Source organism: Streptomyces sp. NPDC006624, assembly GCF_040611555.1.
Classification (GTDB): domain Bacteria; phylum Actinomycetota; class Actinomycetes; order Streptomycetales; family Streptomycetaceae; genus Streptomyces.
The window spans coordinates 465,662-487,951 of the sequence record NZ_JBEXOM010000004.1 but is presented as its reverse complement, the minus strand read 5'-3'; the positions used below and the strand labels follow the sequence as shown (position 1 = coordinate 487,951).

General features: G+C 73.4%; 19 protein-coding genes and 1 pseudogene. 12 read left to right on the top strand and 8 right to left on the bottom strand.

Features of this window, described 5'->3' with window-relative positions:
• Window positions 1-18: 18 nt before the first annotated feature.
• From ABZY20_RS10770 to ABZY20_RS10750, 5 genes are all read left to right on the top strand, one after another.
• On the top strand, window positions 19-1,017 hold the full coding sequence (locus ABZY20_RS10770; protein ID WP_356439675.1) for a 3-oxoacyl-[acyl-carrier-protein] synthase III C-terminal domain-containing protein: 999 nt from the start codon (window positions 19-21) through the stop codon (window positions 1,015-1,017).
• A 98-nt stretch (window positions 1,018-1,115) separates the two neighbouring features.
• Window positions 1,116-1,880: an alpha/beta fold hydrolase gene (locus ABZY20_RS10765; protein ID WP_356439610.1), complete on the top strand. Its 765-nt coding sequence runs from the start codon at window positions 1,116-1,118 to the stop codon at window positions 1,878-1,880.
• A 280-nt stretch (window positions 1,881-2,160) separates the two neighbouring features.
• Window positions 2,161-3,393, top strand: a complete 1,233-nt coding sequence (locus ABZY20_RS10760; RefSeq protein WP_356439607.1) for a cytochrome P450 — start codon at window positions 2,161-2,163, stop codon at window positions 3,391-3,393.
• Window positions 3,390-4,631 carry an ABC transporter ATP-binding protein gene (locus ABZY20_RS10755; protein WP_356439604.1) on the top strand — a complete coding sequence of 414 codons (1,242 nt, stop codon included), beginning with the start codon at window positions 3,390-3,392 and terminating at the stop codon, window positions 4,629-4,631. Before ABZY20_RS10760 ends, ABZY20_RS10755 begins: the two co-directional genes overlap by 4 nt.
• A 76-nt stretch (window positions 4,632-4,707) precedes the next feature.
• Entirely contained in the window at window positions 4,708-6,948 is a 2,241-nt protein-coding gene (locus ABZY20_RS10750; RefSeq protein ID WP_356439601.1) for an MMPL family transporter, read from the top strand.
• 66 nt (window positions 6,949-7,014) lie between these two features.
• Here the strand turns inward: ABZY20_RS10750 and ABZY20_RS10745 are convergent, their stop codons facing one another.
• Window positions 7,015-8,136, bottom strand: a complete 1,122-nt coding sequence (locus tag ABZY20_RS10745; protein ID WP_356439598.1) for a transposase — start codon at window positions 8,134-8,136, stop codon at window positions 7,015-7,017.
• 749 nt (window positions 8,137-8,885) lie between these two features.
• On the opposite strand from ABZY20_RS10745, the gene ABZY20_RS10740 reads away from it, so the two are divergent.
• The gene (locus tag ABZY20_RS10740; protein ID WP_356439596.1) at window positions 8,886-9,566 is read left to right on the top strand and encodes an LmbU family transcriptional regulator; all 681 of its coding nucleotides are present in this window, start codon (window positions 8,886-8,888) and stop codon (window positions 9,564-9,566) included.
• A gap of 75 nt (window positions 9,567-9,641) precedes the next feature.
• Here the strand turns inward: ABZY20_RS10740 and ABZY20_RS10735 are convergent, their stop codons facing one another.
• The gene (locus ABZY20_RS10735; protein ID WP_356439593.1) at window positions 9,642-10,286 is read right to left on the bottom strand and encodes an FMN-binding negative transcriptional regulator; all 645 of its coding nucleotides are present in this window, start codon (window positions 10,284-10,286) and stop codon (window positions 9,642-9,644) included.
• Between the two features lie 350 nt (window positions 10,287-10,636).
• A complete protein-coding gene (locus ABZY20_RS10730; protein WP_356439591.1) occupies window positions 10,637-11,062 on the bottom strand; it encodes an ABATE domain-containing protein in 426 nt (141 codons plus the stop codon).
• 88 nt (window positions 11,063-11,150) lie between these two features.
• Here ABZY20_RS10730 and ABZY20_RS10725 point away from each other — a divergent pair.
• Window positions 11,151-11,654: pseudogene (locus ABZY20_RS10725) on the top strand (MBL fold metallo-hydrolase); the annotation flags it as partial.
• A gap of 46 nt (window positions 11,655-11,700) precedes the next feature.
• Here the strand turns inward: ABZY20_RS10725 and ABZY20_RS10720 are convergent.
• Window positions 11,701-12,546, bottom strand: a complete 846-nt coding sequence (locus tag ABZY20_RS10720) for an NmrA family NAD(P)-binding protein (protein ID WP_356439588.1) — start codon at window positions 12,544-12,546, stop codon at window positions 11,701-11,703.
• Between the two features lie 64 nt (window positions 12,547-12,610).
• Between ABZY20_RS10720 and ABZY20_RS10715 the strand changes: the two genes are divergently transcribed.
• Window positions 12,611-12,955, top strand: coding sequence for a helix-turn-helix domain-containing protein (locus tag ABZY20_RS10715; RefSeq protein WP_356439586.1), 345 nt, complete (start codon window positions 12,611-12,613; stop codon window positions 12,953-12,955).
• Window positions 12,956-13,038: 83 nt separating this feature from the next.
• On the opposite strand, the gene ABZY20_RS10710 is transcribed toward ABZY20_RS10715, so the two are convergent.
• Window positions 13,039-14,547, bottom strand: coding sequence for a cryptochrome/photolyase family protein (locus tag ABZY20_RS10710; RefSeq protein ID WP_356439583.1), 1,509 nt, complete (start codon window positions 14,545-14,547; stop codon window positions 13,039-13,041).
• 238 nt (window positions 14,548-14,785) lie between these two features.
• Between ABZY20_RS10710 and ABZY20_RS10705 the strand changes: the two genes are divergently transcribed.
• Entirely contained in the window at window positions 14,786-16,024 is a 1,239-nt protein-coding gene (locus ABZY20_RS10705; RefSeq protein WP_356439581.1) for an NAD(P)/FAD-dependent oxidoreductase, read from the top strand.
• 122 nt (window positions 16,025-16,146) lie between these two features.
• Window positions 16,147-16,557, top strand: a complete 411-nt coding sequence (locus ABZY20_RS10700) for an ATP-binding protein (protein ID WP_356439579.1) — start codon at window positions 16,147-16,149, stop codon at window positions 16,555-16,557.
• 10 nt (window positions 16,558-16,567) lie between these two features.
• On the opposite strand, the gene ABZY20_RS10695 is transcribed toward ABZY20_RS10700, so the two are convergent.
• The 3 genes from ABZY20_RS10695 to ABZY20_RS10685 all read right to left on the bottom strand — a co-directional run bounded on the left by ABZY20_RS10695 (window position 16,568) and on the right by ABZY20_RS10685 (window position 19,653).
• Window positions 16,568-17,311: an SDR family NAD(P)-dependent oxidoreductase gene (locus ABZY20_RS10695; RefSeq protein WP_356439577.1), complete on the bottom strand. Its 744-nt coding sequence runs from the start codon at window positions 17,309-17,311 to the stop codon at window positions 16,568-16,570.
• Complete coding sequence (locus tag ABZY20_RS10690) at window positions 17,308-18,114, bottom strand: DUF2071 domain-containing protein (RefSeq protein WP_356439574.1); 807 nt, start codon at window positions 18,112-18,114, stop codon at window positions 17,308-17,310. The genes ABZY20_RS10695 and ABZY20_RS10690 overlap by 4 nt, the downstream gene beginning before the upstream one ends.
• Before the next feature lie 135 nt (window positions 18,115-18,249).
• Window positions 18,250-19,653, bottom strand: a complete 1,404-nt coding sequence (locus tag ABZY20_RS10685) for a glycosyltransferase (protein ID WP_356439571.1) — start codon at window positions 19,651-19,653, stop codon at window positions 18,250-18,252.
• Window positions 19,654-19,782: 129 nt separating this feature from the next.
• Here ABZY20_RS10685 and ABZY20_RS10680 point away from each other — a divergent pair, with 129 nt between their 5' ends.
• Window positions 19,783-21,858 carry a glycosyltransferase family 4 protein gene (locus ABZY20_RS10680; RefSeq protein WP_356439569.1) on the top strand — a complete coding sequence of 692 codons (2,076 nt, stop codon included), beginning with the start codon at window positions 19,783-19,785 and terminating at the stop codon, window positions 21,856-21,858.
• A gap of 151 nt (window positions 21,859-22,009) precedes the next feature.
• Window positions 22,010-22,270 carry a WhiB family transcriptional regulator gene (locus ABZY20_RS10675; RefSeq protein WP_356439566.1) on the top strand — a complete coding sequence of 87 codons (261 nt, stop codon included), beginning with the start codon at window positions 22,010-22,012 and terminating at the stop codon, window positions 22,268-22,270.
• Window positions 22,271-22,290: the final 20 nt, after the last annotated feature.

The following is a 22,290-nucleotide window of genomic DNA, read 5'->3' as shown; positions in this document are numbered from 1 at the left end:
GGAGCTGCGGTGTTCGGGATGATGTCGTTCGGCTCGGTGACCGGGGAACGCGTTCCGGTGGCCGACATCGTGTCGCAGTACACGCCTGACGTGGAGCGGGTCCTGGCGTACGGCTACCGCGCCGTTCACCGTGCCGCGGACGACGTCGGGCTCACCGACCTGTCGGAGGCCGCGGCCCGCCGTGCCCTGGAGGAGTCCGGCACCGACCCGGCGGACCTCGACCTGCTGGTGCTCGCCATCACGGACATCCCCGAGTACCTGTACTGGGACCCGGCGGCCGAACTCCAGGCACGGCTGGGCGCCCACCGCGCCGAGGCGGTTCTGATCAGCCAGGGTTGCCTCGGCGGCATCACCGGCTTCGACACGCTCGCGGGCCGGTTCGCGACTCATCCGGACTACCGGCGGGCCCTGTTCGTCGGGGCGAACCGCACGTGCGAGACCTACTGGAACCGCATGGCGACGCACTCGCTGCTCTTCTCCGACGGCGCGGCGGCCACGGTCGCGGGCCGCGGCCACGACCGGTTCCGCTGGCTGGCGAGCGAGGTGATCACCGACGGGCGCTACGCCGACTTCTTCCTGATGGAACAGGGCGGTGAGGCCCTGCCGTTCGCCCCCGGCGACGAGAGCCCGACAGCGCGGGACGCCTGGGACATGATGGAGTTCTTCGACTACGACTCCGACCGTTTCGAGGCGTTCATCGACCTGATGAACGACCGGGTGCGGGAGGTTGTCGCCCGTGCCTGCAAGCGGGCCGGTGCCGACCCCGGAGATCTGGCCCGGGTCGTCCTGCTCAACGACAACCGGCAGTCGCTCACCGCGCTCGCCGAGCGGCTCGACGTGCCCGTGGACCGCACCAACCTCGACTTCTCGCTGGAGCACGGCCATTTCGGCGCGGCGGACCATCTCCTCACGCTGCCCCACCACATCGCCTCGGGCGACCTGCGAGACGGAGACCTGGTGGCGTTGGCCGGCATGGGCCGCGGCATGCACTGGGGTTGCACCGTCGTGCGGTGCTGACCGGCCCGATCACGGGCGTTGCGGCTCCCGGCGACCGGGGGCGCACACGAGACGAGCGGACGACGAGACCGTACGGCGGTCGGGACGAGAGGACCCACATGAGCGAGACAGCGACGGACCCCGCCGTGCCGGCGGCCGGAACCGGATGGCTGCGGCTGTTCCACCGCGCGCACGCCGACGCGCCCAGGCTGGTCTGCTTCCCGCACGCCGGCGGCGCGGCCTCCTTCTACTTCCCGCTCTCGGCCGCCCTGGCACCGGCCGCCGAAGTGCTCGCCGTCCAGTACCCGGGGCGCCAGGACCGCCGTGGCGAGCCGTGCGTGGACAGCATCCCGGCCCTCGCCGACGCCGTCGTGGAGGAGCTGCGTCAGTGGCAGGACCGCCCCCTCGCCCTCTTCGGCCACAGCATGGGCTCCTCCCTGGCCTTCGAGGTGGCGCGGCGGCTCGAGGCGGAGGGGAGCGGGCCGACGGCCCTGATCGTGTCGGGTCGGCGATCGCCGCGCATGATCCGTGACGAAGGCATCCACCGGGCGGACGACGACGTGCTGATCGCGCACCTTGCCCGGCTCAGCGGCACGGACGCCCGGATCCTCGGCGACCCGGAGCTGCTGGAGCTGATCCTGCCGGCGATGCGGGCCGACTACCGGGCCGCCGAGACCTACCGGTACACGCCGGGACCGCCGCTGCGGTGCTCCCTGTCCGTCCTCACCGGCGACGACGACCCCCAGCTGACGCCGGCGGAGGCGCGCGACTGGGCCACCCACACCACCGGGACGCACGAGCTGACGGTCCTGCCGGGCGGGCACTTCTACCTCGCCTCCCACTGGAGCCGGGTGGCGGAGCTGATCCGCCAACGACTGGGCTGATTCCGCCCCCGACGGCTTCCCGACGGCCCGGGTCCTGGTTCGCCGAGGACCCGGGCCGTCGCACGTCTCCGTACGGCGCCAGCCGATCTGCCGCGCGGCCCCACAATGGCGTCACTCTGACTCGCCTGTCTCTCGTTGCGCTGATGTGCGGTTGTCTCGGCGTCAACCGTCTCCCTGCGTGGAAGGGGAGCCGTGCGCTTTCGGCCTCGCATCGCACACTGTGCGCCATCATGACCGGCGTCGACTTGGTTATGGCGCCACGTGATGTCATGATGGCGCTATGGCTCCTCCGCGATTGCCGCGTACTCCGATCGCCCGGCTCGCCGACGGATGGGGAGTGCCCGAACAGCACTTCTGGCTCCGCGGTGACCGGCCCGCCGGACCGGTCCGCTTCGACGAGCGCCGGGGTGTGTGGAACGTCTACGGCCACCACGAGACGGTCCGGGTGCTCTCCGACCCCGGCGTGTTCTCGTCCGACACGAACCGGCACTTCCTGCCGGAGCCCGACGACTACGACTCCAGCGGCATGCTCACCCAGCTCGACCCGCCCGAGCACCGCGCCCTGCGCCGACTCGTCGGCGGAACCTTCACCCCGGGGGCCGTCGCCGCACTGGAGCCGCGCATCACCTCGCTCACCCGCGAGCTGCTCGACGCCGTGGGCGACCGGGACGAGATCGAGTTGATAGGGGACTTCGCCCAGCCGCTGCCCATCACCGTCATCGCCTGTCTCCTCGGTGTACCGAGCGGGGACCGTGACCTGTTCCGGCACTGGGCAGGCGAGCTGTTCCCGGGCACCGAGCCGCCCTCGGTCGGCGGCAACCCCGAACAGAACCGGCACGTCGACGCCGCGTACGACCTGTCGCGCCGGATGACCGAGTACTTCGCGGCGCACATCGACGAACGTCGCCGGCACCCCGGAGGCGACCTGCTCAGCCGACTCGTCCACGCCGAGATCGACGGGGAACGACTGAGCGACACGGCCCTGACCGCCTTCGTGGAACTGCTGTTCCTCGCTGGATACGTCACCACCGCCCTGCTCCTCGGCAACGCCGCCCTCTGCCTCGACGCGCACCCCGAACACACGGCTCGGCTGCGTGCCGACCGGAGCGGCATCCCCGCCGTGATCGAGGAGTCCTTACGTCTGATCACCCCCTTCGCCGTCTTCCACCGAGTCGTCACCGAGCACGTCGAACTGGGCGGGCACCGGCTCGCACCGGGCCAGATCGTCGCGCTCTGGCTGGGCGCGGCCAACCGCGACGAGAACGTCTTCTCCCGGCCGCACGTGTTCGACCCCGCACGTGATCCCAACCCCCATCTCGCCTTCGGCCGCGGCATCCACTTCTGCCTGGGCGCCCCGCTGGCCCGGCTGGAGGGCAGGATCGCGCTCGGCGCCCTTCTGGACCGCTTCCCCCGGCTGCGCACCGACCCCGACAACCCGCCCGTCTTCCTGGCCTCGTCGGAGGTGTCCGGGCCGCGGCTCCTTCCCCTGCTCACCGGCAGGGGGGAGGCATGACCGCCGACCAGGCCGTCCCCGGCCCGTCCGGCACGGGCACGCCGGCCGTCCTGGTGCGCGGGCTGCGCAAGGCGTACGGGCGGCGCACCGCCCTCGACGGCCTCCACCTGACCGTCTCGCACGGCACCACCTTCGCGCTGCTGGGCACCGGATCCTCCGGCAAGACCACCGCCCTGCGCGTCCTTGCGGCCCACACCCCCGCGGACGGCGGCCGCATACGGATCGCCGGGTACGACCCCGGGACCGAGGCGCATCCCCTGCGTGCCGCGACCGGGCTCCTCAGCAGGGCCCCCGCGGTGGACGGCCGCCTCACCCCCGACGAGAACCTGCTCCTGACCCCGGCTCTGCGGCGGCTCCCGGCGCCCCGTGCCCGTGTCAGGGCCGCCGGCCTCATCGAACAGCTCGGACTGACGTCGGTCGCGACCTCACCCGCGGCCGCCCTCTCCGGCGACCTGCGGCGCCGGCTGGCACTGGCGATGCTGCTGGCCGGGGAACCGGAGGTCGCCCTGCTGGACGAACCCACCGAGGGCCTGGACGCGGTGGGCCGCCGCCTCGTGCGCAGGGTCGTGCGCGATCTCGCCGCCGACGGCGCCGCCGTCGTGTTCACCACGCGCTCCCCGCACGAGGCGGCCCGCCTCGCCGACCGGATCGGCGTGCTGCACCGGGGCCGGCTCGTCGCGGAGGGCACCCGGGAGGAACTGCTACGGCTGGTGCCCGGGGGTCACATCCGGCTGTACTTCGCCACCGCTGCCGATCTCGCCACCGCGGCCGGGCTGTTCCGCCTGCACACCGCCGAGCTCGATCCCACCGCGCTCAGCCTGCAGATCCCCGGCGACGGCAGCGCCGGCCTGGTGCGCGCCGTCCTCGACGTACTGGACGACGCCCGCCTCGTTCCCCGTCGGCTGTCCGTGCACAGCCCCGGCATCGAGGACGCCTTCGCCGCGCTCACCGGTGACGGTCGGCAGCCCGCACCACCCGCGGGCCGCGCCGTTCCCGCGGTGGGGGTGGCTGCCGGCGGGGAGCCCTGCGGCGGCCGGCTGTGGCGGCACAGTGCCCTGCCCGTCATGGCCGTGGCGCTTCTGCTCCTCGCCCTCTTCGCGCAACTCGGACCCCGTGCCCTGCTGGGCGCGCTACCGGTGATCGCGCTGTGCGCCGTGCCGCTCTTCACGACCCGGACCAGCACGGGACCGGAGCACCAGCGCGCCGCCCCCTCACCCGGTCGGACCGGGCCGCCCTGACCGAGGCGGAGCCCGAGACGACGGAACCGCTCTTTGCTCACCTGGTTTCCCTTGACCCACCTGGAGTTGATTCACCGTGGCTACCCTGTTGTACAAACTGGGCCGGTTCGCCTTCCGGCGACGAGGCGTCGTCGTCCTGCTGTGGCTGCTCGCCCTCGGCGGTGCCGCCTTCGCCGCTTCGACCGCACCCGCCCCGCCCGCCGACACCTTCTCCATGCCCGGCACGGAGTCCCAGAAGGCCTTCGACCTGCTGAAGGAGAAGTTCCCGGCGGCCAGCGCCGACGGCGCCTCGGCCCGGGTGGTGGTCCGCGCACCGGAGAACAGCAAGATCTCCGACGCCGGGCCGCGCAAGGAGGTCGCCGCCCTCGTCGCCGACTTGTCCAAGGCCCCGGAAGTCGTGCGGGTCTCCGACCCCTTCGCCGGGGGTGCCGTCAGCGAGGACGGCACGACGGCCTACACCGTCGTCACCTACGACGTCGCCGCCGCCGAGGTCTCGGACCGGGCGCACGACGCGCTGCTCAAGGCCGCCGCCGATGCCCGGGCGGACGGGCTGACGGTGGAAATGGGCGGTGACGCGGTTCCCGTGGACCAGGCCCTGGGAGGTACGGCCGAACTCATCGGCATCGGCGTCTCCGCAGTCATCCTGGTCCTGACGTTCGGCTCGCTGGTGGCGGCAGGCATGCCTCTGATCACGGCCCTCATCGGCGTCGGCATCGGCATCTCGGCGATCGGCGCGCTCGGCAGCACCCTCGGTCTGTCCTCGACGACCACCACGCTGGCCATGATGATCGGCCTGGCGGTCGGTATCGACTACGCCCTCTTCATCGTCTCCCGCTACCGCGCCGAGATGGCCGAGGGCTGGGACCGGAGGGAAGCCGCGGGACGGGCCGTCGGCACCGCCGGTTCCGCCGTCGTCTTCGCCGGCCTCACCGTCATCGTCGCCCTCGCCGGCCTCGCCGTCGTCAATGTCCCGATGCTGACCAAGATGGGCCTCACCGCTGCGGGCACCGTCGCCATCGCGGTCCTCGTGGCCGTCACGCTCGTGCCCGCGCTGCTCGGCTTCGCCCCGTACCGGGTGCTGCCCCGCCGGGACCGCAAGCGGATCGCGGGCAAGCCCCTGAGCGCTCGTCAGCGCCGCAAGGAGGAGAAGCGGGCGGCGCTGCGGCGTCCGAACCTCGGAGCCCGCTGGGCCGTGCTCGTCCTGCGCCGCCCCGCCGCCGTCCTGCTGCTCGGTGTGCTCGGCCTCGGCGCCGTCGCCGCGCCCGCCACCAGGCTGGAACTGGGTCTGCCCGGCGAGGGCACGATGGCTCCCGACACCACCCAGCGCAAGGCCTACGACATGCTGTCGGAGTCCTTCGGCCCCGGCTTCAACGGCCCTCTGCTGGTGACCGTCGAGGCCGAGGACGCCAAGGCCGTGGCCGATGACGTCGCGGGTGAACTCGCCGACAGGCCCGGTGTCGCCCAGGTGGGCTCGCCCACGCCCAACGAGGCCGGTGACACCGCCATCGTCAACGTCGTACCCGAGACCGGGCCGACGGAGGGCACGACGGAAGAGCTGGTGAAGACCCTGCGCGGCGACCTGCACGACTTCGGGCGGGCCGACGGCGCCGAGGTACTGGTGAGCGGGCAGACGGCCATGTTCATCGACTTCTCCAGGACTCTCAACGACGCGCTGGTGCCGTACCTCGCGCTCGTCGTCGGCCTCGCCTTCGTCCTGCTGATCCTCGTCTTCCGCTCGCTCCTCGTACCGCTGAAGGCAGCCCTCGGCTTCCTGCTGTCCGTCTCCGCGGCACTCGGCGTGGTCGTGGCGATCTTCCAGTGGGGGTGGTTCGCCGACATCGTGGGCGTGGACCAGCCGGGGCCCATCATGAGCACGATGCCGATCTTCATGATCGGTGTGGTCTTCGGCCTCGCCATGGACTACGAAGTGTTCCTGGTGACGCGGATGCGCGAGGCCTACGTCCACGGCGAGTCCACTCACCAGGCCGTCGTCACCGGCTTCCGGCACAGCGGACGGGTGGTCGCCGCTGCCGCCCTGATCATGACGAGTGTGTTCTCCGGATTCGTCATGGAGGACAACGACTTCGTGAGGATGGTCGGCCTGGGGCTGGCCCTCGCCGTGCTCTTCGACGCCTTCGTGGTGCGCATGGCCATCATCCCGGCCCTGTTCGCCCTGTTCGGCGACCGCGCCTGGTGGCTGCCGAAGTGGCTCGACCGGGTACTGCCCGACATGGACGTGGAGGGCGGGAAGCTCTCGCGCCGACTCGGTGCCCCGCCCCACCCGCGGCCCGCCCAGGAACCCGAGTACAGCCGCTGACCCGCCGTGGGGCCTGTCCGGTACCGGACAGGCCCCACGGGCAGGACGCGGCGGCCGGCCCCGGCGCTACGGCGCCTGCCCGGCCGCTCCGCACCGTTCGTGGGGGCAGGAGGCCGCGGCGGGTGCGCTGAGATGCCGGTAGGTGTAGGCGGCGGAGACGAGGGCCATGTGGTGGTGCCAGCCGGGGAACGATCGCCCCTCGAAGTCGAGCAGTCCGAAGTCCCGCTCCAGGGACGCCACCGCGGTCGCCGTCCCGGTGTGCGCGGCGGCGATCGAGGCGACCTCGGGAAGGCCCTGATGGGCGAGGCTGGTGATCCACAGCGGACCGGTGACGGAGGGCTCGCGCACCTCGGTGAACAGGCGGTAGGGCGGGCCGGGGGAATGGGCTTGCGACGGCCCGGGCACATGGACGAGCGAGGTCTGGAAACGCGCGGCGCGTTGCCGCCCGTCGGGTGCGGTGACAACGGCCGGCTCCGTGTTCTGCGCCGAGAGCCTGGCTCTCGCGCTGACCGGCGGGGGCGCGGCCGCCAGGTTGCCGACGGGCACCACGGGGAGGTGCGGGGGCACCGCCACGACGAAGTCGCACCGCCGCTTGGCGAGTCCGCTCAGCAGGTACCGCACGTCCGGCTCGTCGCCCATGTCCGCCACGACGACGGGGGACGACGACGGTGTCCGGGCCGCCAGCCGGTCGACGAGACGGAGCGCCAGCGCCCACAGCGGCCGGTACTGCTCGGAGTCGGGGATGCGCGCATCGCTGCGTCGGCCGGGGTCCTCCACCCAGGACGGCGACAAGTACAGACTCCAGTCGACGGGGAACTGGAGGGCACCCACGGACAGGAACGACCCCAGCCCCAGTTGACAGTTGAGGGTGCGGCCCGACTCCAGGTCGAAGTACCGGTCCACTCCCACCGAGCGGTTGCCGCGCTTGGGCAGGACCGCCCGGCCGATGTTCCACACCGGCTGGGACCTGTGGCCTTCCACCCAGTGCGTCAGTTCCTCCATGACCGCGTCGAAGTCCCAGGGACTGAGACTGACGAACTGGCGCAGCGCCTGCGCGACGGACGGATCGCACGAGGTGGTGGCCGCGAGCCGGCGCACCGATTTCTTCCCGGGCGTGATCAGCAGACCGTTCAGATAGGTGTAGGCCCACTTCCGTTGATCGGCCCGACGTAAACTGCGGAAGATCATTGCGCTGAAATCAGCCAGTGGCAATGCGGAATTGCTGCCGCCAGGGGCAATGTTTGATCTTGGTGACGCGCATGTATAAGCCATATCCATGCCGCAATAACTCCCCCGATGTTACTGAGCGTTGATGCGGCGCAGTCTAAGCGGAGTGTCGCAATGGCGCCACTCCCCGGTGGGGCCCTGGCTTGTATTGGCGCCTGTGGTGGCGCAAGCCTGCAGGGCGCCGGAGCCCAGGTGGATGACTGGATTCCGCTCCGGCTGCCGACCGGGGCGGGCGGCCACGTCCGTTTTCCGCCGGAGCGGGCGCCGCCTCCCTCCAAACGTCTCTGCACTGGGCTTTCTTGGATCATTCGCGGCGAATCGCCATCTGCCGCGGCGGGATCGGCCGCGGTCGCCGCGCCGCGCGACGTGCAGCAGAACCCGGCGGTCCACTCGGAACGCGCCACTCAGTGGACTAGACCTTTGACATCCTAGGGAGGCTCGAACTCCGCAAAGTCGTGCTCGATGGCGCCAAGATCCTTGAACTTGTATCCAGTGTCGGGATCTACTCGGTAGCGCGGCGGCCGGCCCCCCGGGACTGTCCGGGGTGTCGTACGCAGGGCTCGGTTTGATCAGGGTCTCTCTCCCTGACGCCGTGCCGTGGCCGCTGATTTCGGTGCTGTCCGATAAAAACGGGGTGAACGCTTTCTGTATGCAATGAGGAGCCACCGCGAACCGGTACGGCTGATACGCGCGTTGTTATGGAGGGCGTGATGAGAAATCAGGTCAAGGAAGTCGAAGGCTCCAGGGCGCAGCCGTTCGGCCGGGCCGCGCAGAGAACGCGGGGTGCCGGAGCGCCGGAGTCGCGCCGCGATCAGGTGCTCACCACGAACGTGGGGTTGCACATACCCGCAGGACTCGCCTTCGAGGAGTGGGAGCGGGCCGGACGCCAGCTCTCCGGCCTGCTCAACTCGTCGTCATGGTGGCTGGGTGACTGGCTGGTATACGGCAAGGACCACTACGCCGACCGCTACGAGCGAGGCATTCGCGCCGCCGGCCTCCAGTATCAGACGCTGCGCAACTATGCCTGGGTGTCCCGCCGGTTCGAACTGCATCGCCGACGCTCGGCGCTCAGCTTCCAGCACCACGCCGAACTGGCGTCCCTGCCCGTCGAGGAGCAGGAGACCTGGCTGGACCGCGCGGAGCGAATGAAATGGAGCACCAAGCAACTGCGCAACGCCATCCGCGCCCAGCGCGACGGCACCCCGCCCGTCGCGGACGCCGCCGAGGCGTCGACGCGCCGCCTCGCCGTGCCCGACAACCGGCTCCAGTGGTGGCACAAGGCGGCGGAGCAGTCCGGCGCCGAACTGGCGGAGTGGGTGATGCACACCCTCGACGCCGCGGCCGACCGCGTGCTGAAAGAGGGCGCCATGAGGCAGGCCGTCGTGGAGTGACGGTTCGCCGGCACCGGCCGTCGAGGGGTCCGCGCATCCGGGAGGGATGCGGACCCCTCGCGTCAAAGGGCACCGTCAGGGCAGGCGGCTCATGAGCGTGGCGGTCTGTGCGTGCCGGGTGCAGCCGCGCCCGGCGAACGACTGGACCACGCGGTCGCGAATCTCCGGTTCCTGCTCCTGGCTGAGTTTGAACATTCCCTCGGCTTTGGTGACACGAATACGGAAGGCTCCGACGCCGGGAACGATCTTGCGGAAATAGTCGAGGGAATCGGTCATGTCCCAGTTGTTGCCGAATTTCGTCTCGAAAGCCCGCACGGTGGCCTGAACGACCTCCAGGGTTTCCTCGGTGGAGTCGAATTTCTCCACCACTCCGTGCACGTGGACGGACGTGAAGTTCCAGGTGGGCGCGGCGGGCGTCACGTCGTAGACGGTGGGCGAGACATAGGCGTGCGGTCCGGTGAAGGACAGCAGCACGACCGCCTTGTCCTCCAGCGCTGACCAGTGCGGATTCGCCCGGTTCAGGTGTCCCAGCAGTGGCAGGCCCGCGAGGTCTTCGGCGGGCTCTTCCGTACCCTCCGGGTCGAAGATGACGGGAAGGTGCGTGGCGAAGGGCCCGGCCTCGGGAGGGCCGTTGCTGACCATCAGGGCCAGCGGGTTGGAGCGCATCAGATCTACCATCCACGACGTGTCCGGCTGTCGGTAATGGCTGGGGACGAACATGCGGAACCCACCTTTCGAGGGGGTGCGGTAAATGCTCGGCGAAATTGCCGTCCTGTCCGGTCGGCGGGACATGTGCGCGCTTCATTGTGGCGTGCCCTGTCGCCGGGTGCAATTGATGGGCCATCGCCCCGGACCGCAATTCCACAAGGCGGCGCAGACTGTAATCGTTGCGCGTTGAGGAGTGGAAATCAGCATGGCGATCTCGACAGCGCGGAACGGCTACCAGTTCGGCGAGTCGCAGGAACCGGCCGGAAGGCCGTCTCCGCCGACCGCGCAACAGTCGCAAGAACATAATCGCCTCGGTCGTGACCACCGGTCCGGCAGACCGGCCGCAGCGCTTCGGGCAGCTCTCACCGGCAGGAAACGGAGCTCGGCCCGGCGCCTGTGCCCCGGCCCGTGCCGAAGTCCGCGGTGCCGAGCGGATGAGCGTCAGGCCGCGTCAGGAGCGGGTTCGCGGCCCCTACCGCGTGCAGGGAGTCCTCCGGCGGGGTGGTGCCGGCGACGCGTGCGGCGAACAGGGCCCGTACGTGTCCGCGCAGGGTGCGCATCCGTTGGGCGCACACCTCGTACAACCGCACGTCCGGTGTGGTCAGGTCGTGCGCGGTGAGCCAGCGCATGGCGCACTCGGGCGCGGCTAGGAGGCCGTAACCCCGGCCCGCGGGGAGGGCCGCGCTGGTGTCGGCGAAGTCCAGGGAGCGGTACCGCTCGGCGCCCGGGGCAGGGGGCAGGACCGTCTTCGCGATGGCGTCGGGCAGCCTCTCATCCCTGCTGGTCATGGTAACGCTTACGTTTTTCCGTGAGGACTGCCCTACGGTTGCCTCGCGGAAAAAGCTGTATGTATGCGTGAGGAAACGAGGACGCGGTATGTCCCAGTGCGACGCCCGGCAGTTCCCTGTTCGTGTCTTCGGCGGCCCGACCGCCCTGTTCGAGTACGGCGGCCTGCGCTTCCTGACCGACCCGACCTTCGACGGTCCGGGCGACTACGTCTCGCCCTGAGCGACCCTGACCAAGACCGCCCCCTCCACCGCCGCACCCGCCGAGGTCCGTCCCGTCGACGTGGTCCTGCTCTCGCACGACGAGCACGCCGACAACCTCGACACCTCCGGCCGCGCCCTGCTCGCCGACGTCCCCCTCACCCTCACCACACCCGGCGGCGGCAAGCGCCTCGGGGCGAAGGCCAAGGGCCTGGCCGACTGGGAGTCGATCGAGCTGGAGCGTCCTGACGGCGGCACCGTCACCGTCACCGGCGTGCCCGCCGTCCACGGCCCTGGACCGCGCGAGCAGGTCGAGCCGGTCGCCGGCGAGGTCGTCGGCTTCACCCTGACGGGCGAGGGCCTGCCGACGGTCTACGTCAGCGGCGACAACGCCGGCACCAGGCGAGGGCGTGAAGCCGAGGGCGTGAAGGAGACCGTGCTCAGAGGCCGATGTCGGTCAGCCACCGTCCGGTGCTGCGGGGGGTGATGCCGAGCAGTTTCCGGGCGGAGTTCCCGGGGGTGATCGAGCGGTCCGCCAGGGCGCCCATGGCGGCGTAGGCCGCGGCGACGTCCGCGGCCGGGCCCTCGCCGATCAGGGGTGCCACGGACTCGCGGAACTGCTCGGGGGTGATCTGCTCGAAGGTCACGTCCTTGCCGAGGTGGGTGCCGAAGGCCTCGGCCAGGTCCGGTCCGGTGATCGCCGGGTACTGGCCGACGGTGACCACGCCGGTGATGTCCGGGCGGTCGAACAGGGCGACCGCGGCGTCGGCGACGTCCAGGTGCGACGCCCATGAGACCGGGAGGTCGGCGCGGATCGGGTAGGGCAGCACGCCGCGTTCGCGGACCGAGTCGACGACGTAGGGCATGAGCAGGTTCTCCAGGTAGAACGTGGGCGCGATCACCGCACAGGACACCCCGGTGTCCGCGAGGCCGCGGACCAGTTCCGCGGCCGCCCCGCCGGTGCCGGGGCCGGTCGGGGCGCCACTGGTGGAGAACACCACGCGGGCCGGGCGGGCCGTCCGGACGGCGGCGACGATGTTGTGCGCGTAGGTCAGGCGGTCCTTCTCGGCGACCACCGGCAGGTGGACGAACACCCCGTCCGCACCGCGGTACGCCTCGGTCAGTTCCGCGGCGGAGTCGTAGCCGGCGGCCACGACGCGCTGTGCGCCGCGCACGACGGCGTCGGGGTTGCGGGTCAAGGCGGTCACGGGCTTGCCCGCGGCGGTGAGAGCGGCGACGACGGGGGCGCCCTGGGCGCCGGTGGAGCCATGGATCACGTAGGTCATGGCGCCATTAGTGCACACGATGCACCAGTTACATCAACTGCACTAATGGAGTACCGTCAGAAAAGTGACTGATCCTTGTCTGCCCGAGTGCGGCGTCGCCCGGTTCCTCACGTTGCTCAACGGGCCGTGGGCCACCCTGATCGTGCGCGAGCTGCTGCGCGGCCCCCACCGGTTCAACGAACTGCGCGACGCCCTGCCCGGCATCAGCCCGCACACCCTGACCAGCCGGCTGCGCCAGTTCGAGCGGTACGGCGTCGTCACCCGCACGACGTACGCGGAGGTCCCGCCGCGCGTCGAGTACGCGCTGACCCCTCTCGGCGAAGGGCTGCGCGAAGTGCTGGAGGCCATGGGGAACTGGGCCATGGCGGTACAGGACCCCGAGTCCGACGCCGCCACCACCACCGCCTGAGGCACACCTCGCCGGGCGGCACGGTCACGCCCGGCATGGCACGTCAGCGTTCGCGCAGTGCGGAGGGCGGACTGCCCCGTTCCTCACGGCGTCCCCTTCTCCCACCGCCCCTCCTCCCGCAGCACCTCGTCGAGGTCGGTCAGCCGGTCCAGGCCCTGGATCGCGCGGCGCATGCGGGCGTTGCCGGAGAGCAGGCGGCGGTGGCGGTGCAGGAAGGTCCAGTACCCGGCGGTGAACGGGCAGGCGCGGGGGCCGGTGCGTTCGGTGGGGCGGTAGGCGCAGCCGTCGCACAGGTCGCTCATGCGGTGGACGTAGGCGCCGCCGGAGGTGTACGGCTTGGTGGTCATCCGGCCGCCGTCCGCGTACTGGGACATGCCGATGACGTTCGGCAGCATCACCCAGTCGTAGCCGTCGACGAAGCAGCGGTGGAACCAGTCGGTCACCGCGGCCGGGTCCCAGCCGCGTTGCAGGGCGTGGCTGCCGAGCACCATCAGACGGGGGATGTGGTGCGTCCAGCCGGTGTCGCGGACCTGGGCGAGGGTCCTGGACAGGCAGCGGGCGGTGACCGCGTCGGCGTCCAGCTCCGTGAAGTAGGAGGGCAGTTCGCGGGAGTGGCCGAGGGCGTTGCCGTTGCGGTAGTCCTCGCCGAAGTGCCAGTACAGCTGCCAGACGTACTCCCGCCAGCCCGCCACCTGCCGTACGAAGCCCTCGGCGCTGTTGACGGGAACGCCGCCTGCCCGCCAGGCGCGTTCGGCCCGCTCCACGCACTCGGCGGGGTGCAGCAGCCCCAGGTTCAGTGAGGACGACAGCAGGCTGTGGGACAGCACCGGGTCGCCGGCCAGCATCGCGTCCTCGTGCGGCCCGAAGGAGGCCAGGCGGTGCGTCACGAAACGGCGCAGGGCCGTCAGGGCCTCGCGCCGGGTGGCGGGGAAGCGGCGGGGACCGTCCCGGCCGACGAACCGCACCCCGTCCTCACGCTCCCACCGGTCCAGGTCCTCGCGCACCCCGGCGTCGATGTCGTCCTCGCGCGGCCGGTACGGCCCCGGCACGTCCAGCGCGGTGGCGCCGCGCGGCGGGGGTTCGCGGTTGGCGTGGTCGTGGTTGAACCTGCCTCCCGCCGGGCGGCCGCCCTCCATCAGCAGGTCGTGCCGCTCGCGCACCCAGCGGTAGAAGTTCTCCTGGAGCAGCCGCCCCTCCCGCCCCTCGGCCCAGCCCGCGAACTCCTGCTGCCCGACCAGGAAGCCGCGGGCGGGCAGCACCCGCACCCGGGGCATCGAACGCACCAGACGCAGCGCCGCGTACGAGGTGGGGTGGCACACGGTCACCGGCCCGTCGCCCGCCGCGCGGCGCAGGCCCTCGCGGTAGGTCTCCGCCCGTACGTACGTCACCCGCTCGCCCAGCTCCGCCGCGCGGTGCCGCATCGCGGAGAGCACCAGATGGGCCTTGGCGCGGTGGAAGCGCCTGCGCCGGAAGACCGACCGCGCCTCGATCATCACCACGGGCGCGCCGCGGCCGGGGCCGCCGTCCGCAGCGGAGGGGGTGAGGAAGTGCGGGCCGAGCTGGTCGCCGAAGAGCCAGTGGGGGGTGGTCATGGCGGGGCCTTCCGTGGGGTGCCGGGGCGGGCCGCGCACGCGTGTCGCGCGCGGGCCCGCCGCCGCTTCCGGTGGATCACTCGCGGTGGGTTCACTCGGGAGAGGTTTCGCCCGCCGGAGCGGTGCGGGATGCGGCCGGCGGCGGTGCGTCCCCCGTTCGGGTGCTTCCCCGCATCCGCGGCGGGGGCCTGCGGGGAAGCACCCCGGGGGGAGCACACGCATACGGGAGGTGGTGGCCGTGGTGGGCGCGGGCGCGGACGTCGTCGTGGTGGGCGCCGGAGTGGCGGGGCTGGCGTGCGCGCACGACCTGGCCGCCGCCGGGCTCGGCGTCACGGTGCTGGAGGCCGGGGACGCGGTGGGCGGGCGGATGCGGACCGACCGCCTCGACGGCTTCACCGTCGACCGGGGCTTCCAGGTCGTCAACCCGGCCTATCCGCAGCTGCGCCGCCGCCTGCCCGCCCGGTTCCTCGCGCCGCGCGCCTTCCTGCCGGGTGTCCTGGTGCACACCGGTGAACGGCGCGTGCTGCTGGCCGACCCGCGGCGCCGCCCCGACACGGTGGCCTCGCTGCTGTCCGGGCGGTTCGCCCGCCCGCGCGACGTGGCCGCGCTGGCCGTGCTCGGCGCCCGCGACGGGCTCGGCCCGGCCCGTGCGCTCAAGCACGCGCCCGAGCGCACCACGCGCACGGCGCTGGCCGAGGCCGGTTTCTCCGAGGCGTTCGTCGAGGGCTTCTTCCGGCCGTTCGTGTCGGGCGTCTTCCTCGAGGACGCCCTGGAGACCTCCAGCCGGGTGTTCCACCTGGTGTGGCGCAGCATGCTGCGCGGCTCCCTGTGCCTGCCCGCCTTCGGCGTGCAGTCCGTCCCGCGCGCCCTGGCCGCCGCGCTGCCCGAGGGCACCGTCCGGCTGGGCACGCCGGTCGACCGGATCACGGGAGAGGGCGTGCTCACGGCGGACGGCACGCAGGTCCCGGCCCGCGCGGTCGTGGTGGCGACGGGCGCCGGCGCCGCCGCGAAGCTGCTGCCCGGCCTGGACGTGCCCGCGCACCGCACGGTCACCACCTACTACCACGTCGCGCCGTGCTCTCCCCTGGACCGGCCCGTCCTGCTGGTCGACACCCGCCGCCGCGTCCTGAACACCTGCGTCCTCAGCGACGTCGCGTCCGAGTACGCCCCGCGCGGCAGCGCCCTCGTCGCCACGTCGGTGCTGGGCGGCGACGACGGGCCCGTGCGGACGGCCGTGGCCGCGGCCCTGTCCGAGATGTACGGCACCGACGCCACCGCCTGGGACCTGCTGACCGTGCGGACCGTCGACGGCGCGCTGCCCGCCATGCCGCCGCCCTGGCCGCTGACCCGGACCTGCCGCACGGCCCCCGGCCGGTATGTCTGCGGCGACCACCGCGGCACCGGATCGGTGCAGGGTGCGCTCGCCTCCGGCGCCCGGGCGGCGAGGGAGGTGCTGCGGGACCTCGACGGACGCTGAGGCGCGGGGACGCGGCACACCTCCCCGTCCAGGGGACGGGCCCGCACAATTCACGCCGTTTTCCCCGCGCCACCCATCCGGAGCCCCGGCGGCAACGGATCACTCATGGGAGGAGATGGCCCATGAACGGTGCATACGACTGCCCCCGGATCCCCGGTGAGGCCGGCCCGCTGGTCGCGCTGCGGGACGGGCTGCGCAGGCAGCTGGGCGACTGGGGAGCCGACGCCGTGAGCGACGACGCCTGCCTGGTGCTGACCGAACTGTTCGCCAACGCCCACCGTCACGGGACGCCGCCCGTGCGTGTCGCCGTCACCCTGCGCACCGATGGGGCGGGCGCGCCGGCGATGCGCCTGGAGGTCGCCGACGGCGGTCCCGGGTTCGACGCCGAGGCCGTACGCGCCCGGTGGCGGCACCCCTCGTACCCGCTGGCCGAGCGGGGCCGGGGGCTGTATCTCGTGGACTCCGTCAGCCTCGCCTGGGGAGACCGGCGCACCAGCGCGGGCCACACCGTCTGGGCGGACCTCCCCGTGTGAGCCTTCGCGCTCACGCTCCCCGGCCGGTGGGCTGCGCCTCCCGGCCGGTGAACTCCGCCTCCCGGCCGGTGAGTTCCGCCTCCCGGCCGGTGTGCTCCGCCTTCCGCCCGATGAGTTCCGCGACGACGCGGTCCGCGGCCTCGTCGACCGTCAGGCCGCGCGGCAGCCGCGGCGGTTCCCCCACCACCCGGCGCGCCGCGAAGCCCGACTCCACGTGCGGCAGGCGGATGTCGAGGACGGCCGTGCCGGTGCGCCGCCGCTCGCGGCGCACCGCGGTGAGCCAGGCCGCGAGCGCCGACTTGGCGGCCGCGTAGTCGGCCATGCCCGCCGGCGGCGCGTCCACCACGACACCGGTGACGGCGGCCAGCACCCCGGACGGGGAGACCCGGGGCAGTGCGGCCCGCAGGAACGCCAGCGGAGCCAGGGCGTTCACCGTGAACAGGTGCTCGGCGACCGCGTCGGGCACCGTGTCGGCCGGTCCGAAGCCCGCGACGCCCACGCAGACCACCACCGCGTCGAGCCCGCCGAGTTCACCGGCCGCCCAGCCCGGCGCCCGGGCGCAGCGGTCCAGGTCGTAGGCGTCGAAGCGGAAGACGGGCGCGCCCGCGCACGCCTCCGACACGCGACGTAGCCGTTCCGCGTCATGGCCCGCGAGGGCGAGGCGGGCGCCGCCGCGGTGCAGCCGGACGGCAAGGGCCGAGCCGATCGCGCCGGAGGCGCCGGGCAGCAGGACGCGGGAACCGGAGATGTTCATGACCGTCTTCCTTCCGGCGGCAGTGGCGTGGGAAGGCCGAAGCGCACCGGGACCCCGGGGGCGTACAGCACGCTGTCCGGCTGCGCGCGCAGGGGTTCGAGCCCCGCGGCGGACAGGAGGGACGACATGTCCCAGGAGAGCGGGTCGCAGCGCCGGAACGTCCACCGGGGGTGGACGTTCGGCCAGTAGTAGGTGCGGCCCCAGCCGCGTTCGTGCAGCCCCCAGCGGCTGGTCAGGAACTCGTCCAGGGGGCCCGGGGCGATCACCTCGTCCCCGATCTCCGCCCACACGTGGCCGCCCGGCGCGTCGGCGCGGCGGCCCCGCGTCCGGTACAGCAGCCGCCGCCCGTGCCACTGCCGTGTGATGCGCGACCAGCGGTAGGGGAGCCCGAAGCCCCCTCTCGCGGTCAGGACCGGCAGCAGCCGGTCGCAGTCCAGCGAGCGGAACACCACACCGCGCCGCCCGAGCGCGTCCCTGCTGTACAGGCGCACGTTGACCTCGTTGAACGCCCCGATCCAGGGCAGCGGCGGACCCGCCCCGACCGCCAGGTCCTCCATGCGGAAGAAGACCAGCCCCGCGTACGCGCGTCCGCGGTACAGGTCCGGCACGCACCCCGGCGGCAGCAGGCGGGCGACGTCGAACGGGTCGGCCTCCCAGTGCAGGAACACCAGGTCGCGCCAGAACTGCCGGAACAGCACGTGCCGCACGGGGCGCGGCGGCACCGGGGTGAGCGCCTCGGCGTCCCTGGCCGCCGTCCGCGGTGCCCGTCCCGTCGTCCGGCGCGCCGGTTGCCGCTCACCCATACGAGTCCTCCTCCGCCGTCGACGCGCGCCCGCACTCCGTCCTCGTCCTTCACAGGGGTTTCGGCCGGGACCCGCCCCGCGGTTGCACCGAGGACCGGGCGGGCCGCGGCGCGCGCTCCGCGAGTACGGCCCTGCTCAGCGGGAACGCGGCCGCCTCGCCTCCCCGGCCGCCTCCCCGGTGGCTTCCCCGGCGGCCTCCCCGGCCGTCCCCGCGGCCTTCTCCATGGCGGCCACCAGCCGCCCGGCCGCCCACGCGGGGCCGTAGCGGCGGAGGTCGCGCGCCATGCGGCTCGCGCGGCGGCGCACCGGGCCCTCCATGGCCTCCGCGAGCGCGTCCATGACGTCCGGCGCGCGCAGCGCGTTCGGGTCGCGGACCACGCCGACGCCCGCCCGTTCCGCGTCCCTCGCCACACTGAACTGGTCGCTGGACATCGGCAGGACCAGGGCGGGCACACCGGCGCGCAGGCACTCGGTGAAGGAGTTGGCGCCGCCGTGGTGGACCATGGCGTCCACGTGCGGCAGGAGCTGCCGCTGCGGAACCGCCGGCACCACCACGGCCCGGTCGCCCGCGAGATCGGCGAGCGCGTCCGCGCGGGCTCCCGCCGCCACCACGACGGCCGTGTCGTCCATGCCGTCCAGCACCCCCGACACCACGGTGCGCAGCACGTCGTCGCGGGCCGACAGGAAGGTCCCGAACGCCACGAGCACGACCCGCTCCGCCCGCTCGCGCAGCTCCTTCACACGGCGTGTCCAGTCGGCGTCCAGCGGCCCGTCCGCTCCCGCCATGTGCCCGGCGAACAGGTGGACGGGCCCGCCGGGCCGTGCGGGCAGCCACGGCAGCGCGGGGTAGGCGTAGACGACGGCGTGCGCGGAGGTCAGCGCGAAGGCGCGGCCCGGGGCGGGCGCCGGCGGCGTGCGGTCCCGGGCGAAGGCGGCGAACAGACCGGTGAAGGCCCGGTCGTTGTCCCGTACGGCGGTGTCCAGCGCGGCCAGCCGGGACGGTGCCGGGCGGACCGCGTCCGGCCAGTCGCGGGGCAGCCCGAAGAAGGCCTCGGGGCCGGACAGCACATAGCTCGGATGACCCGGGCAGTACGACGCGTACGGCACGCCCAGGCAGTGCAGGGCGAGGGTGGCCGCGTAGGCGAGCTGGTCCACGACGTACCAGTCGGGGCGCAGCCGCCGGTCGAGCTCCCGCAGGTCCTCGTACACGCCCTCCGGGTCGGCGAGCATGTCCGCGCGCCGGTGCCGGGCCTGGGTCAGCAGGGTCTCGACGGGGCCGTGCCGGGTGGCCGTGAGGAACTCGCCCAGACGTGCCGCCTCCCGCGCCGCCTGGTCGGTCCGCTCCGCCACACCGGTGTTGGCGTTGCGCGTCACCGTCAGCGGCACGAAGCCGGCCCCCGCCCGGTCGGCCAGCGGCTCGAACGCCGGAGCGCACGCGAAGAACACCTCGGCACCGTCCGCCGCCAGCGCCGCGGCCAGCGCGGACAGGGGAGCGGCGTGGGAGTGGAACGGAGGGCTGACGATCACGATGCGCGGCATGTTCCGTGTTCACCCGGCGCAGGGCGGACGGATGCGGGACGCCGGCCGCGCGGGTCCACACCGGCCGGTGCATCCGTGCCGGGAAGGGCGGGCGAAACACACGCGTACCGACCGCACCGAGGAGGCCCCGTGTCCGTCGCCCCGCCCGTTCCCGCCCCGCCGCCGCTGCCGGGCGTCGGCCCGGCGCAGCCCGGTGCCGAGCGGGACCCGCTGGTGGCGGCCCGGACCGCGTTCTTCACCGGGGCGGGGGCACCGGCGTACCGGGCCGCCGCAGCGGGCCCGGCCGACCCGGACCCCGCCCGCCCCGGCGCCCTCGCGTGCCTGCTGGAGGCCGAGTACGGTCCGCTGCCCCGCCTGCTGCGGCCGGGCGGTTCCGGGCTGCCCGGCCGGGAGGACGCGACGGTCGCCTCGCTGCGCCGGGCCTGCCGGCTGGACGTCCCGCTGACCCCCGACGCGCTGCTCGCCCACGGCGAGGGCGGGCCGTTCCTGACCGCCGTCCTCACCGAGATGTGGCCGGCCACGGTACGGCGGCACGGCCCCGCGTGGGCCGAGGAGGCGCTGCGGGACCGGCTGCTGGACGGCGGAGCCGGCGCGGAGCGGACCGTGCTGCTGCTGGACCTCGCCGAGGCGGCCGGGCTGCGCCCGCTCGGCGCCGCCGAGGCCGCCGACACGGCGGCGGCCTCCGGCCGGGCGGCCCGCCACGCCCTGTGGCGCTACCTGCACCGCCTGCCCGACGGCCCGGCCCATCTGCCCCCGGTGTCCGAGGCGCGGGACGTCTACGAACGCCTGCTGCTCGGCCCGCTGCCCTCCGCCGCCCTCACCGGATGGCCGGACAGCGGCCTCGTGGTGGCCCAGTCGATGCTGCTGGGCCGGCTCGACCGGCCCGGGGAGGGCGCCAGCGGCGGACTGTCCGTGCTGCTCGGCGGCCTCGGTGACGCACTCGCCGGCACCGGCGAGGTCGGTGCCGTCGTCACCGTCGTCCTCGCCGGCCGGGAGGACCTCGACCGCGACCGCCGCCTGGTCGTGCGCCGCCGGGGCGGTCACTGGCTGCTGCGGCTGCCGGTCGACGCGCCCGCCGCGCCGCCGCAGCACGCGATGCCGGACCACCGCCCGTCCCTCGCCTGGTGGGCGGCCCGCCTGCTCGGTGCGCTGCCGCGAGCCTGCGACGTGCTGCACGTGCGCTACGCCGACGACGGCAGCCTGGCCCTCGCGCAGTCCGCCGCGCGGCTCGGGGCCCGTCTCGTCTTCACCGCCACCCCCGACCCGCACCGCCGCCTCGCCGAGACGCACGCCGGCACCACCGCGGACGACCCGCGCGCCACCGAGGCGCTCCGCGGCGACCTGCACCGGATCTTCCTCGCCGACCGGCTCGTCGAACGCGCCGACACCGTGATCGGCATACCCGACGGCTCGGGCACGGGCCGCCTGCTGCGGCACTTCCCGGCGCTCGCCCACCGCTACGGCCCCGACGGCCCGCCCGCACCGCCTGAGGGCATCGCCCCCTACGAGCCCGCCGAGGACGAGCAGGACGGGCGGCGCGCGCTGCTGGAATCTCTGTTCGCCGGCGGCGACCGCCCCGACGCGCTGGACCCCGCCGACCGGGACCTGCCCCTGCTGCTGTGCGTGGGGCGCCTGCACCCGGTCAAGCAGCAGGAACTGCTGCTGCGCACCTGGCTGACCGCGGACCTGTGGCGGCGCGCGACCCTCGTCATGGTGGGAGGCGCGACGCTGCATCCCACCCCCGACGAGCACCGGGTGCGCGCCGTCCTCGGGGCCCTGGTCACCGGGCGCACGCAGGCGGCCCGGCGGCTGGCGCTCCTGCCGGCCCTGCCCAACGACCGTGTACGGCGGCTGGAGCGGGCCCTGGCCGATCCGGCCCACGGGGTGCGCGCCTGGTACGTGTGCCCCAGCGCCAAGGAGGAGTTCGGCATCGCCGTGCTGGAGGCCATGGAGGCCGGCCTGCCGGCCGCCGGGCCGCTGCGCGGCGGGGTGGGCCACTACCTGCGCGACGGCGTCAACGGTCTCCTGCTCGACACCGCCTCCGCCTCCGGCCTGTCCCGCGGCCTGCACCGGCTGCTGTCCCTGCCGGAGAGCCGGCGCGAGCAGCTCGCGCGCGCCGGACAGCGGACCGTGGCCGCCCGCTACTCCGTCACGCCCATGGCGCAGGCACTGGCCGGTGTGTACGGCGACGCGGGGCGCGCCTGAGCCGCTCCGCCGCCCTGTCCTGAATGTCCTGAAAATCTGCCTATGGCCACCTGGCTGTATCCGGCATTAGAGTGGCGTTCACCTCTGCCGGGACCGCGGCTCGTGCTGCCGCGGTGACACCGACGTACCGGTCGGCTGCTGGAGGTGCGGTATGGCGCGCTCACCCGCGTCCTGGAATGTTGACATCGGCTGGCACGCGCAGGCGTTGTGCGTGGGCGAGGATCCCGAGCTGTTCTTCCCGCTGGCGGAGACGGCCGCGGCCACGGCCCCGGCCCGCGCGGTGTGCAGACGCTGCCCCGTGCTGATCGACTGCCGTGACTGGGCCGTCCGGCACGGCGAGACGGACGGCGTCTGGGGCGCCACCACCGCGAGTGAGCGGCGGGCGCTCCGCCGCGCTGTCCTGGACCGGTGACCGCCGCCGGCTCCCTGTCC

Excerpts from the sequence above, each read along its gene's own strand:
- ABZY20_RS10770 (WP_356439675.1), top strand. The coding sequence starts at position 19 with ATGATGTCGTTCGGCTCGGTGACCGGGGAACGCGTTCCGGTGGCCGAC.
- ABZY20_RS10765 (WP_356439610.1), top strand. The coding sequence starts at position 1,116 with ATGAGCGAGACAGCGACGGACCCCGCCGTGCCGGCGGCCGGAACCGGA.
- ABZY20_RS10760 (WP_356439607.1), top strand. The coding sequence starts at position 2,161 with ATGGCTCCTCCGCGATTGCCGCGTACTCCGATCGCCCGGCTCGCCGAC.
- ABZY20_RS10755 (WP_356439604.1), top strand. The coding sequence starts at position 3,390 with ATGACCGCCGACCAGGCCGTCCCCGGCCCGTCCGGCACGGGCACGCCG.
- ABZY20_RS10745 (WP_356439598.1), bottom strand. The coding sequence starts at position 8,136 with ATGATCTTCCGCAGTTTACGTCGGGCCGATCAACGGAAGTGGGCCTAC.
- ABZY20_RS10740 (WP_356439596.1), top strand. The coding sequence starts at position 8,886 with ATGAGAAATCAGGTCAAGGAAGTCGAAGGCTCCAGGGCGCAGCCGTTC.
- ABZY20_RS10735 (WP_356439593.1), bottom strand. The coding sequence starts at position 10,286 with ATGTTCGTCCCCAGCCATTACCGACAGCCGGACACGTCGTGGATGGTA.
- ABZY20_RS10730 (WP_356439591.1), bottom strand. The coding sequence starts at position 11,062 with ATGACCAGCAGGGATGAGAGGCTGCCCGACGCCATCGCGAAGACGGTC.
- ABZY20_RS10720 (WP_356439588.1), bottom strand. The coding sequence starts at position 12,546 with ATGACCTACGTGATCCATGGCTCCACCGGCGCCCAGGGCGCCCCCGTC.
- ABZY20_RS10710 (WP_356439583.1), bottom strand. The coding sequence starts at position 14,547 with ATGACCACCCCCCACTGGCTCTTCGGCGACCAGCTCGGCCCGCACTTC.
- ABZY20_RS10700 (WP_356439579.1), top strand. The coding sequence starts at position 16,147 with ATGAACGGTGCATACGACTGCCCCCGGATCCCCGGTGAGGCCGGCCCG.
- ABZY20_RS10695 (WP_356439577.1), bottom strand. The coding sequence starts at position 17,311 with ATGAACATCTCCGGTTCCCGCGTCCTGCTGCCCGGCGCCTCCGGCGCG.
- ABZY20_RS10690 (WP_356439574.1), bottom strand. The coding sequence starts at position 18,114 with ATGGGTGAGCGGCAACCGGCGCGCCGGACGACGGGACGGGCACCGCGG.
- ABZY20_RS10685 (WP_356439571.1), bottom strand. The coding sequence starts at position 19,653 with ATGCCGCGCATCGTGATCGTCAGCCCTCCGTTCCACTCCCACGCCGCT.
- ABZY20_RS10675 (WP_356439566.1), top strand. The coding sequence starts at position 22,010 with ATGGCGCGCTCACCCGCGTCCTGGAATGTTGACATCGGCTGGCACGCG.